This window comes from Cyanobium sp. HWJ4-Hawea, assembly GCF_024345815.1.
Taxonomy (GTDB): domain Bacteria; phylum Cyanobacteriota; class Cyanobacteriia; order PCC-6307; family Cyanobiaceae; genus Cyanobium_A.
The window spans coordinates 1-12,187 of sequence record NZ_JAGQBV010000017.1 but is presented as its reverse complement, the minus strand read 5'-3'; the positions used below and the strand labels follow the sequence as shown (position 1 = coordinate 12,187).

At 60.7% G+C, this 12,187-nt stretch carries 12 protein-coding genes; 11 read left to right on the top strand and 1 reads right to left on the bottom strand.

Annotated features, from left to right (window positions below):
- Positions 1–25: 25 nt before the first annotated feature.
- From KBY58_RS05490 to KBY58_RS05440, 11 genes are all read left to right on the top strand, one after another.
- Entirely contained in the window at positions 26–760 is a 735-nt protein-coding gene (locus tag KBY58_RS05490; RefSeq protein ID WP_255003374.1) for a phycocyanobilin:ferredoxin oxidoreductase, read from the top strand.
- Positions 760–1,680 (top strand): efflux RND transporter periplasmic adaptor subunit, encoded by a 921-nt coding sequence (locus tag KBY58_RS05485; protein ID WP_255003338.1) that lies wholly within the window; start codon positions 760–762, stop codon positions 1,678–1,680. Before KBY58_RS05490 ends, KBY58_RS05485 begins: the two co-directional genes overlap by 1 nt.
- A 53-nt stretch (positions 1,681–1,733) precedes the next feature.
- A complete protein-coding gene (gene devC / locus KBY58_RS05480) occupies positions 1,734–2,864 on the top strand; it encodes an ABC transporter permease DevC (protein ID WP_255003373.1) in 1,131 nt (376 codons plus the stop codon).
- 8 nt (positions 2,865–2,872) lie between these two features.
- Positions 2,873–3,556: an ATP-binding cassette domain-containing protein gene (locus KBY58_RS05475; protein WP_396099543.1), complete on the top strand. Its 684-nt coding sequence runs from the start codon at positions 2,873–2,875 to the stop codon at positions 3,554–3,556.
- 36 nt (positions 3,557–3,592) lie between these two features.
- The gene (locus tag KBY58_RS05470; protein ID WP_011293689.1) at positions 3,593–3,748 is read left to right on the top strand and encodes a hypothetical protein; all 156 of its coding nucleotides are present in this window, start codon (positions 3,593–3,595) and stop codon (positions 3,746–3,748) included.
- Between the two features lie 122 nt (positions 3,749–3,870).
- Positions 3,871–4,806, top strand: coding sequence for a glycosyltransferase family 2 protein (locus KBY58_RS05465; protein WP_255003337.1), 936 nt, complete (start codon positions 3,871–3,873; stop codon positions 4,804–4,806).
- A gap of 111 nt (positions 4,807–4,917) precedes the next feature.
- Entirely contained in the window at positions 4,918–5,631 is a 714-nt protein-coding gene (gene rpsB / locus KBY58_RS05460) for a 30S ribosomal protein S2 (protein WP_254933319.1), read from the top strand.
- Between the two features lie 55 nt (positions 5,632–5,686).
- Complete coding sequence (gene tsf, locus KBY58_RS05455; RefSeq protein WP_255003336.1) at positions 5,687–6,346, top strand: translation elongation factor Ts; 660 nt, start codon at positions 5,687–5,689, stop codon at positions 6,344–6,346.
- A gap of 42 nt (positions 6,347–6,388) precedes the next feature.
- Entirely contained in the window at positions 6,389–7,507 is a 1,119-nt protein-coding gene (locus tag KBY58_RS05450; RefSeq protein WP_255003335.1) for a hypothetical protein, read from the top strand.
- Positions 7,471–10,029, top strand: coding sequence for an ATP-dependent DNA helicase RecG (gene recG, locus KBY58_RS05445; RefSeq protein WP_255003334.1), 2,559 nt, complete (start codon positions 7,471–7,473; stop codon positions 10,027–10,029). The genes KBY58_RS05450 and recG overlap by 37 nt, the downstream gene beginning before the upstream one ends.
- 21 nt (positions 10,030–10,050) lie before the next feature.
- Positions 10,051–10,770 (top strand): M15 family metallopeptidase, encoded by a 720-nt coding sequence (locus KBY58_RS05440; protein WP_255003331.1) that lies wholly within the window; start codon positions 10,051–10,053, stop codon positions 10,768–10,770.
- On the opposite strand, the gene KBY58_RS05435 is transcribed toward KBY58_RS05440, so the two are convergent.
- Positions 10,767–12,187, bottom strand: a 1,421-nt coding sequence (locus KBY58_RS05435; RefSeq protein WP_255003329.1) for an NADPH-dependent assimilatory sulfite reductase hemoprotein subunit, incomplete at its 5' end; no start/stop codon positions are given. The two genes, KBY58_RS05440 and KBY58_RS05435, sit on opposite strands and share 4 nt — an antisense overlap.

Here is a 12,187-nt window from a genome sequence, read left to right as displayed (position 1 = left end):
GTTCGTGAGCGCTGCCCCCTCCCCCATGCCCCTATCCGGCAAAGGCAGCGTCCATCCCTTGGTGGATGCCCTGGCAGGCCAGATTCGCCATCGCTGGCAAAGCTTGCCTGGCCTTGAGGAGCTCAGCATTGATCCTGAGCTGGAGGAGATCACCGGCCAACTCGACGGCAATGCCCTCTTCATCAGCAATGAGCTGCGCCGGTGCCATGGCCTGCGCAAATTGCATCTAGAAACGGCCCGGCTCGGAGCAGGCCTCCAGATCCTCCATTGCGTGCTTTTCCCCGACCCCTGCTTTGATCTGCCCGTGTTCGGGGCAGACATCGTCGCCGGTCCCGCGGGCATTTCCGCGGCGATTGTGGACCTTTCTCCTGTTTGCGGGAAATTGCCCGCATTAGTTGACGAAGCCCTTGCCAGTAGGCCTGCTCGCAGCTATTCCCAGCGCCGGGAGTTGCCGCCCTGGGGTTCGATTTTCTCGCCCCATGTCTGCTTTGTAAGGCCCTCCACCGTCGAGGAGGAGGGTTGGTTCATCGATGAGGTGGGCGATTTCATCGACGCCCTGGCCTCGGCCATTGATGGCACCAGCCCCGATGCCCCCGATGCACCGGCCAGCATTGAGCGTTGGCGGGGCCAACTGCGCTACTGCCAGCAGCAAAAGCAAAACGACAAGACCCGCAGGGTTTTAGAGAAGGCCTTCAATCCCGCCTGGGCTGATCGCTATATCGAGGAACTGCTTTTCGACGATCCCCTCCCCCCGGTTTGATGTTCGATCAATTGCGCCAAAGCCCCAAGAAGGTTGCCCTTGCCACTGGCTCGTTGGTTTTGCTTGGCCTGCTGCTTGCTGGTTTGAGGGCCCAACTAGCTCCCAAGCCCCAGGCCCCAGCACCTTCCCCGAAGGCGGCCGCCCTGCCTGAGTCCGTATCTGCCCTAGGTCGGTTGGAGCCGGATGGCGACATTCACAAATTGGCTGCCCCCCTTGGCGCTATGGGGGGTAGCCCCAGGATTGCCAGATTGCTTGTCCAGGAAGGGGACCCAGTGGTTAGGGGCCAGCTCCTGGCCAGCTTCGACAGCCGGCCCGGCCTACTTGCAGATCAGTCGTTGCTGCAAACCCGAATCCTCAATACCACCCAGCAACTCCGATTACTGGAGCGGGATACCAACCGCTATCGCCGCCTGGCCCAGAGCGGCGCCACACCCTCCGGCGACCTGGATAACCGGGAGGTGAAGCTGCTCGAGCTGCGGGGCCAGCTGGCCCAGGCCCGGGATCAATTGCGTAAGACCCAGACTGAACTTGTGCAGAGCGAGTTGCTATCGCCCATTGACGGCCGGGTGCTGCGAATCCTGGCCCGGCCCGGGGAGCGACCCGGCAGTGAGGGCATTTTGGAGCTGGGTGCCACCGACCAGATGCAAGCGGTGGCTGAGGTTTACGAAAGCGACATCAGCCGGGTGCGATTGGGACAACCCGTGAAATTGATCAGTGAAAACGGCGGCTTTGAAGGAACCATTAGGGGGCGGGTGGTTCGCATTGCCCCCCAGGTTCGCCAGCGAAAGATGCTCTCCACGGACCCCACCGGTGATGCCGATGCCCGGGTGGTGGAAGTGCGCATCAGCCTTGATCCTGTTGGAGCAGAAAGGGTGCAGCGCCTCACGGGCCTAAAGGTGATCGTCCGCTTCCAGCCGTGAACCCCCTCAATTGGCTAAGGGCCCGATGGGCTGAGCGGGGTATTCCCCTTTCAATGCTGCTGCTTACCCGTCAGCCCGTGCGGTTGGCGGTGGCCCTGGCTGGCATCAGCTTCGCCGGAATTCTGATGTTCATGCAGCTCGGCTTTCGCGATGGGCTTTTCGACGCCAGCGTCACCATCCACCGGCTATTTGACGCCGATTTAGTGCTGATTAGCCCCCGTTCCAGCAGCTCCGTGAGCATGGCGGGCTTCCCCCGGCGGCGCCTTGTACAAGCCATGGCCGATCCGAGCGTGGAGGGCATTACTCCGGTGCACTGGAACCTATTGCTTTGGCGTAATCCCGAAACCCGTGCCACCAGATCAATTCTGGCCCTGGGCTTTGAACCCAATGACACCCTTTTTTTAGGATCTGATTTGGCTCCCAAGACCAGGGTTCTGACGGAAAAGGGGCGGGTCCTATTCGACGAACTTTCCCGCCCGGAATTCGGTCCGGTGAGCAGCTGGTTTAAATCTGGGCGCACCGTGGAGAGCGAAATCTCAGGCAAGCGGGTCCGGGTTGGCGGGCTGGTGGCATTGGGCACCTCCTTTGGCGCCGACGGCAATTTGCTCACCAGCAGTGAAACCTTTCTTTCCCTGCAGCCAAATACCCCCCCCGGCAGCATTGAGGTGGGCCTCATACGGCTGCAGCCTGGAGCCGACCCCCAGACGGTTTTGGCCCGTCTGAAAAAACGCCTGCCGGCGGATGTGAAGGTGCTCACCAGGCAGGGCTTCATTGATTTCGAGCAGGACTACTGGCGAACCAGCACCTCGATCGGTTTCATCTTCACCCTGGGAGCCGCCATGGGCTTTGTGGTGGGTTGCGTGATTGTCTACCAAGTGCTCTATTCCGACGTCAGTGATCACCTGCCTGAATACGCGACCCTGATGGCCATGGGCTATCCGCTCTCCAGCCTTGTGGGGGTGGTGGCCCGGGAAGGACTGCTCCTCGCTGCCTTTGGCTACCTGCCTGCCTATGCCGCGGGCCAGGGCCTCTATTTATTGGTGCGCAATGCCACCCAACTGCCAGTTGCCATGGACACGACCCGAGCTGTGACTGTCTTTGTGATGATTTTGGTGATGTGTATGGGTTCGGCCACCCTGGCGATGCGACGACTGGCCGATGCGGACCCGGCGGAGATTTTCTGATGGCCGCGATGGTTCAGCTCACTGGTTTGGTCCACAGCTATGGCAGCGGTGCCATGTGCCGGCAGGTGCTTCGGGACATCAACCTCAAAGTTGAAGCTGGTGAGGTGGTGTTGCTCACAGGCCCTTCAGGCTGCGGCAAAACAACCCTCCTGACCTTGATTGGGGCTCTGAGACAGGTACAGGAAGGTTCTGTTCAGGTCTTTGGCGAGGAGCTGCGGGGGGCAAGTCGGTCCCGCCGCCTGCGCCTACGGCGCCGCATCGGCATGATCATCCAAGGCCACAACCTGCTGCGCTGCCTCACGGCTGAGCAAAACGTGCAGATGGGTGCGGACCTCCTCAAGGGCCCTGGCTATCGCGCCCGCCGGGATATGGCCCGCCACTGGCTGCGGGCCGTTGGCCTGGGTGACGAAATGGACAAGCTGCCCCATGACCTCTCTGGCGGGCAAAAGCAACGGGTGGCAATCGCCAGGGCCCTGGCCGCCAAGCCCCAGTTGCTGCTCGCGGACGAACCCACCGCCTCCCTGGATTCGCGCACCGGTCGTGAGGTGGTTGAGCTGCTCAAGGGCCTGGCCAAGGAACAGGGCTGCGGGGTGTTGATGGTCACCCACGATCCCCGGATTGTCGATGTGGCCGACCGGCTTGTGCAGATGGAGGATGGGCAGCTGCGCCTTGGGGCCTTCGCCATTGGCTAGGATGGAATTTGGAATTTCATTGAGTACACGGCTCGCATGTCCAAGCGCAGGAACCTGAAGAAGGAAAAGCAGGAGCGCAACCGCGCCTACGCCCGCAAGTTCAAGAAGCGCAAGCTCCGCAACGATGGCCGCGGTGAAGGTGCAGGCAACGGCGTGACCGGCACTGCCAACAACGGCGGCGCTGCCGATTGATCTGGCTTTTCAAAGCCAATGGGCTTTGCATAGGCAATTGGCTCTACAGCCCCCTTTGATCAGATTCAGTTACCTAGTTGGGGATCCTGCGGGATCTCCTTTTTTTTGCCCCCATAGCGGCCATGTTCATCAGCGTTGTCATACCCACCTACAACCGCCTGCCAATACTCCAGAAGTGCCTGGCGGCCCTTGAGTGCCAGCAGATTGGGGCACCCATCGATGGCTATGAGGTGGTGCTCGTCGACGACGGTTCCACCGACGCCACGGTTGATTGGCTGACCCAAAGCGCCAGCGGGCTCCCCCATGTGCGCCTGATTCAGCAGAGCCACGGCGGACCAGCCCAGGGCCGCAACAGGGGGGTGGAACATGCCCAAGGCGATGTGATCGTCTTTATTGACAGCGATTTGGTGGTGGAGGATGATTTCCTCTTGGCCCATGCCAGGGCGCTGGAGCGCCAATGGCAGAAGCAGGCCAACAGGCTCTGCTTTACCTACGGGGCGGTGATCAATACCGCAAATTTTGCTTCCCCCAGCAGTGAACCCCACAAGCTGCGTGACCTTTCCTGGGCCTATTTCGCCACTGGCAATGTGGCCATTGATCGCCAGCTCCTAGAGCGCTCCGGCCTTTTTGATCCCCGCTTTCACCTCTATGGCTGGGAAGACCTGGAATTGGGGGAACGACTGCGCCGCCTAGGAGTTGTGCTGGTGCGATGCCCAGAGGCGGTTGGCTACCACTGGCACCCAGCCCTGGGCCTGGAGCAAATTCCAGATCTGATCCGGGTCGAGCAGGAACGATCAAAGATGGCCCTGGTCTTCTTCCGCAAACACCCCACCTGGAGGGTGCGGTTCATCATCCAGTACACCCGTTTGCACTTTCTTCTGTGGGAGCTCCTAACCCTTGGCGGACTGCTCAATGAGCGCAGTTTGAGGCCCCTACTGGGGTGGTTGATTCGCCGCGGCCAGGCCTCCTGGGCCATGGAGTTGTTGCGACTGCCCCTCAACCGCATAGGAGTGCGGGCCATCTACAGGCAGGCAAAGGCGGCTAGCCCCACCATTTGATAACTTGAACTAGTCCCAACACACCGCACACCTGCATGTTTCGGGTGATGGCAGCACGCTTTTCGTGTTCCGTCCCTGGCAGGTGGAGGCAAACCCGAAACCCTTGAAACCATGGCTGTCGTAACTCTCGCCGAAATGATGGAGGCTGGTGCCCACTTTGGGCACCAAACTCGCCGCTGGAACCCGAAGATGTCGCGCTACATCTACTGCGCGCGCAACGGTGTCCACATCATTGACCTCGTGCAAACCGCCGTTTGCATGAACAATGCCTACAAGTGGACCCGCAGTGCCGCCCGCAGCGGCAAGCGTTTTCTGTTTGTCGGCACCAAGAAGCAGGCCTCTGAAGTGATTGCCCTGGAGGCCACCCGCTGTGGTGCCTCCTATGTGAATCAGCGCTGGCTGGGCGGCATGCTCACCAACTGGACCACAATGCGGGCCAGGATTGATCGCCTCAAAGATCTGGAGCGCATGGAGAGCTCCGGTGCCATCGCGATGCGTCCCAAGAAGGAAGCTGCCGTGCTGCGCCGGGAGCTGGAGCGCCTCCAGAAGTATCTCGGTGGCCTGAAAAACATGCGCCGCCTGCCTGATGTGGTGGTGCTGGTTGACCAGCGCCGAGAGTCGACCGCCGTGCTCGAGGCCCGCAAGCTCGACATTCCCCTGGTGTCGATGCTCGACACCAACTGTGATCCCGACCTCTGCGATGTGCCCATTCCCTGCAACGACGACGCCGTTCGTTCCGTGCAGTTAGTGCTGGGTCGCCTGGCCGATGCGATTAACGAAGGCCGCCATGGCTCCAATGAGCAGGGCCGCGACGACGACGCCTGAGTAACCATCTAATTCTTATTGTCGGATCTAATCCACTTCAATCCACCCCATAACCATGGCTGAGATTTCAGCGAAATTAGTAAAAGAGCTGCGCGACAAAACGGGCGCAGGAATGATGGACTGCAAAAAAGCCCTGTCCGAAAATGGCGGGGATACCACCAAGGCCACCGAATGGCTGCGCCAAAAGGGCATTGCCACTGCGGAGAAGAAGGCTGGCCGCACCGCCGCTGAGGGCTCCATTGGCAGCTATATCCACACCGGTGCACGGGTTGGCGTGCTGGTCGAAGTCAACTGCGAAACCGACTTCGTCGCCCGTGGCGAGGCCTTCCAGGAACTGCTGCGCAATGTGGCGATGCAGATTGCGGCATGCCCCAACGTGGAATATGTCTCCGTAGATGAGATTCCAGTAGCGGTCTCCGATCGCGAGAAGAAAATCGAGATGGGCCGCGACGACCTAGACGGCAAGCCCGAACAGATGAAGGTGAAGATCGTCGAAGGCCGCATTGGCAAGCGGCTGAAGGAACTGGCCCTGCTGGACCAGCCGTACATCAAGGACAGCACCATCAACGTTTCCGAATTGGTCAAGCAGGTGGCGGGCAAGGTGGGAGAAAACATCCAGGTGCGTCGCTTCACCCGCTTCACCCTGGGAGAAGGGATTGAGGTTGAGAAAATGGACTTCGCCGCTGAGGTTGCCGCCATGGGCGGCGCTTCTTGATAGCTTCCATTTATCTCCTGCATCGCCCCTGAGCTTCCTGATATGGATCTGCTCGTCGATGCCAGGCTGGAGCTGGAGCGCTTTGGTGAGCAGCTGAGTAGCAGCAATCCCGAGCTCTATCGCCATCTGGCCCTCTACCTTCAAGTCCTGCGTCAAGGCCTGTTGAACTCGCTTCAGCAGGCCTGTTTTCATGTCTCAACCCAGATTGATCCCCAGCGGTATTTGCAGCTATCGCAGCGGCGGCGGCAGCATCTTCACCTGCGATTAATCAGCCTGGCAAGCCGCGCCAGCAGCCTGCTCACGGTTGAGCAGCTCTGCCAGCTAGCCAACCAAATGCATAAAAATCGGCTCCGCAGCCACCGCAACCGCCAGCAAAGGCTGTTTGAGGCCCTGCAGGGTCAAGGCACCAACGATGGGCAGATTTCCTCCCAGGGCCCTGTCAACTCCCTTAATCCATCCTTTAGGCCACCAGAGGGATCAGTAAACCTGGGCCTAGCCCTGCCCCTGGGGCGGAATTTTTTGGGCGAGACGGGTCTGGCAGCCTTAATGCCCAGCGAAGTTGTGGATCGGCTCCGCTCCGATGGTCCCCAGGAGGATGAAGTCCCGGTGATTGATCAGCCGGGCGCACTCGAGGCGATGGCGGCAGTATTTAGTGAGGCCTTTTCCAGCTTCGATGATTCCCCTGAAGCCAGCACCCCCTGGGATGGGGGGCAATTGCCAGTTAATCCAGCCACCCTGCTGCGCTGGCTAGAGGGCTTCGAGCGGGCCCTGGTCCAACGGCTGCGCAACCTTTCCCATGCCGTGAATGTGGAGTTGTTGCGCCAGGAGGTCACCTCCAGCCTGTTGCCGGTTTCACTGCTGGATGCCGTGCTGCAGGGGCAAATGGATCCCCTCACGGCACCGACAAATGTGCTGCGTCTACAGCTGCCCCTGATGGCCGAGGATTCGTCACCCTCCATGGAATCGGTTGCAGTTTTGCTGCGGCTTGCTGATCTTGAGCAAGACCAGCCCAAATTGCGCACCTGCCGTTCCCGACTCCAACAGCACCACCAGGAGGTACGCAGAATGGCCCAGCAATATCGTCGTCTTGAGCGGCGGGTCCAAGCATTGGAGGCGGAAAAGCTTTGGCTGCAGGACATCTCCACAGCCAAGAACTCCTAGGTGCCCAGCCGCTAAACGATTGGCTTAAAACCCTTCAGCAGGCCCTCCAACTGGAGGCAGATAGGGGCTTTACCAATCTCCAGGGGCGGCAGGAGCGATTTAACGGCTTCATGGTCCGCTGCCTTGGCGACGGTCCGCCGCTGGATGGGTTGCAATTAACCGCATCGGAGCCAAGGCCTGAGGTCGCTGCGGCGCTCCTGCGCCTAGGGGAGCTGGGTGCAGCATTTCAGGCCTATGACGCCCAGTCCCTTTCGAGGCGCCAGACCCTGGTGCGCCAAAGCCGGGAGCGGCTGCACCAGTTGCGCCAGGTCCTGCAGCCCCCATCCCCAGTTGGGCCGCCAAGGTTGCGCCTACCCGACCACATAGATGGCCCAGCCAAGGGAGCGGGGGGCACGAACTCCTGGGGCAACCTTGATCCCGATGCCCCCTTGGCAGAGATCAAGGGCGTCGGGCCAAAAACAGCCACTCGCCTAGCCCAGCTTGGTCTGTTTGTAGTCAGAGATTTAGTGCACTATTACCCGCGCGACTATCTCGACTACGGCAATTTGGTCAGGATCATGCAGCTGGAGCCAGGCCGTACCGCCACCATCGTCGCCACGGTGCGGCGCAGTAACGCATTCGCCAGCCCCCGCAATCCCAACCTCTCGATCCTGGAGCTCCATCTAACCGACATCACAGGCAAAATCCGGGTCAGCCGCTTTTTTGCGGGCAAGCGTTTCTCCACACCAGCCTGGCTAAAGGGTCAGCAACGGCTGTTTCCCCCCGGGGCCACCGTGGCCGTAAGTGGTTTAGTCAAGGAAACCCCCTACGGCCCTGGTTTTACCGATCCCCTGATGGAGGTGCTGGAGAGTCCGAATGCTCCAGTGCAGTCGGAAAGTATCGGCCGGCTTCTGCCTGTCTACGGCCTCACCGAGGGGCTGGGGGCCGATCGACTGCGCTCAGCCCTTTCCTCAGTGTTGCCCCTGGTGCGGGGCTGGACAGATCCCCTGCCAGAGGCCATCAAACTGGCCCAGGGCCTGATTGGCAGGTCGGAGGCACTCCAACTAATCCACCAGCCAAAAGACCAGGTAGATCTGCAGGCCAGCCGTCGCCGCCTGATCTTTGACGAATTCCTATTGCTCCAACTCGGCCTGCTGCAGCGCAGGCACCAGCTGCGCCAGCGGCCGGCCCCAGTCCTGAGTCTTGCCCCTGGCCGTGATGCCCTCGTCCAACGCTTTCTCGAGCTGTTGCCCTTTGCCCTCACCGGCGCCCAGGAAAGGGTGCTGGCCGAGATTCGCCAGGATCTGCTGCGACCCCAGCCCATGGCCCGGCTAGTCCAGGGGGATGTGGGCAGCGGTAAAACCGTCGTGGCCCTGGCCTCGCTCCTCAGTGCCATTGAGGCCGGTTGCCAGGGGGCATTGATGGCGCCCACGGAGGTGCTGGCGGAACAGCACTTCCAGAAACTGGCGGAGTGGCTACCCCAGCTCCATGTGACCACAGCCCTTTTGACGGGATCAACGCCGGCTGCCCGCCGCCGGGAATTGCTTCAGGACCTAGTCAATGGCCAGCTCCAACTCCTGGTGGGCACCCATGCCCTGCTGGAGGATCCGGTTCAATTTGCCCGCCTTGGTTTGGTGGTGGTGGATGAGCAGCACCGCTTTGGGGTGCGCCAACGCAACCGGTTGCTGGCCAAGGGCCTCCAGCCCCATCTGCTGACCATGACCGCCACACCCATACCGAGGACCCTGGCCCTTTCAGTTCATGGCGACCTGGATGTGAGTCAAATAGACGAACTACCGCCAGGTCGCCAGCCAATCAAGACCCTGATGCTCAAGGGCGGGAAACGGGAGCAGGCATATGGCCTGGTTAGGGAGCAGGTGAATATGGGTCAGCGGGCCTACGTGGTTTTGCCGCTGGTGGATGAATCGGAAAAGCTTGACCTGCGATCGGCCGTGGAGGTGCACCGCCAACTGCGTGATGAGATATTCCCGGATCTCAGGGTGGGCCTGCTACACGGCAGGCTGAATAGTGCCGATAAACAGGCGGCCATTGGCGCCTTTGCCCGGGGCGAAACCCAGGTTTTGGTTAGTACCACCGTGGTGGAGGTGGGGGTGGATGTGCCAGAGGCCAGCGTGATGGTGATTGAGCACGCAGAGCGCTTTGGCCTGGCCCAATTGCACCAATTGCGGGGCCGGGTGGGCCGGGGCGCAGCCGCCTCCTACTGCCTATTGATCAACGACAGCAGCAATCCCCAGGCCAGGCAACGACTTGATGTCCTGGTGCGCACCAGTGATGGCTTTGAAATCGCCGAAATGGATCTGCGCCTTAGGGGACCTGGCCAGGTTTTGGGAACCCGCCAATCTGGCCTTCCAGATCTCGCCCTTGCCAGCCTCACCGATGATGGGGAAGTCCTGGAGTTGGCCCGCCAGGTGGCCCAGCAGATCACATCTCAGGATCCCGAATTGACCTCCCATCAGGGTTTGGCCGGGGCCCTTGCCGACCAACGCCGGCGCCACATTGAACAGGCCTCAAGACTCAACTGATCATCACCAACCATCGCCGCCATGGCAAATGCCCCAAATGTCAGGCCCTGGCACCAGGTTGAGATAGCCGAAAATGGGGAACCGTTATTTGATATCCCCAGCCAATTCCACCGGCTTGAACCCCACCCCTATCAATCCCTTGGTGCGCCCTATGGCCGGGGATTAAGTCCCTTTCGGCTTCGCCAAGGGGTGGTGCAAAGGCTGCTTGCCGCCCAGGCCCAATTGCAATCCCACCATCCAGATTGGCGATTGGCGATTTTTGATGGTTGGCGCCCGGTGGAGGTACAGGCGTTCATGGTGGAGCATGCATTTGAAACGGAATGCGCTAGCCGCGGCCTGGGCCTGCAAAGCAGCCCAGCGGCACTCGATGCGGTGAGAGCGGAGATTGGGCGCTTTTGGGCACCGGCCAGCGAAGATCCCCTCACTCCCCCACCCCATAGCACTGGGGCTGCGGTTGATCTCACCCTGGCTGAAATCGATGGCCGACCTCTCTCGATGGGGGGCGACATCGATGCGATTGGTTCGATTTCCGAACCAAACCACTACGGCACCATGGCGATAACCAATCCAGAATCTCCTGAAGGCCAGTGGCACCGGCAGAGGCAATTGCTTGCGGCCGCCATGGCCTCGGCTGGTTTTGCCCAACACCCCAATGAGTGGTGGCATTTCAGCCATGGGGACCAGCTGTGGGCCTGGCGCAGTAAGCGACCCATGGCCTGCTACGGCAGGGCTCCTGCCTAATGGGCCAGCAGCTGCTCGACGGCGGGGCGACCCGAGCGCTCAACAAATTCCCCGAAGCTGCGGCGTCCGCCGACATCCTTCCAGGCCCTAAGCAGGGGCTCAAGGGTGGCTTCCAGCTGGTCGAGGGGCATCTTCTCGAGGTAAGGCTCGGCCAGCCGGCTGAGGTTGGGTGTGCCCCCCAGCCAAAGCTGGTATTGATCTAGCCCGCTGCCCACCAAGCCAATCTCGGCCATGTAGGGGCGGGCGCAGCCATTGGGACAGCCCGTCATTCGCACCAGCACGGATCGCTCAATGCCAAGGCTGGCAAATTGGCGCTCCAGGCGCTCCAACACGCTGGGAAGGATGCGTTCAGCCTCCGTAACGGCTAGGCCACAGAGCGGCAGGGCCGGACAGGCAATGGCATGGCGGGCGAGGGGTGCCGGTGCCTCGGGCGCTTCAAAGCCAAGCTTGATCAGGGCGTCGCGCACGGTTTTGCGCTGGGCATTGCCGATGTTGCAGAGGAGTAGGTCTTGGTTGGGGGTTACGCGCACCTCTAGTTGGTAGGTCTCTACCAAATTCCTCAGGCCCCGCTTCAAGTCACCCGCCAGGCGGCCGCAGAGAATTGGTATGCCAACGAACCAAAGCCCCGCACTTTGGCGCTGCCAACCCAGGTAATCCTCGAGCTTGGCCTTTGGCTCTACCCGCATCCCCTTGATGGGGTGTTTGAAGTATTTCTCCTGTAATTCAGCCCTAAACCAGTTGACGCCCCGATCGTGAATCAGATATTTCATCCGGGCATGGCGGCGCTGCTGCCTGTCTCCGAAATCTCGCTGAAGAGCAACGATTGCCTGAATTAAATCGAGCACATCTGGGTAGGCCACGTAGCCCAGGGGATCCGCCGTGCGAGCAAATGTCTCCTCCTTGTTGTGGGTGCGGCCCATGCCACCACCCACGTAGACATTGCAACCCTGGGGCCGGCCCTGGGGATCGCAAAAAAGCACCAAACCAATGTCCTGGGTGAGCAGGTCCACGGAGTTGTCGCCGGGCACGGTGACGGCCACCTTGAATTTTCTGGGCAGGTAGGTGCTTCCGTAGAGGGGTTCAGAGCCATCGCCACTGAAGACCGCACCTTCCTGCTGGCGTGCCTTGACCTTCTTAACTGCTGCTGCCGGCTTGATTCTGTAGCTGAGATCCCCATCTACCCACAGGTCGAGGTATGAGCCCTCCGCTGCCTGGGGTGTGAGCAGGTCGGCAATTTGATCCGCTAATTCACGGGCAGCCGGGTAGCCACCACGTTCAAAGGGGGCGGCGGGAGCCATCACATTGCGGTTGATATCCCCACAGGCCGCCAGGGTGGAGCCCATGTGACGCACGATTGTGCCAATCACCTCCTTGAGATCAGCCTTGGCAATTCCATGCATTTGGAATGCCTGCCTGG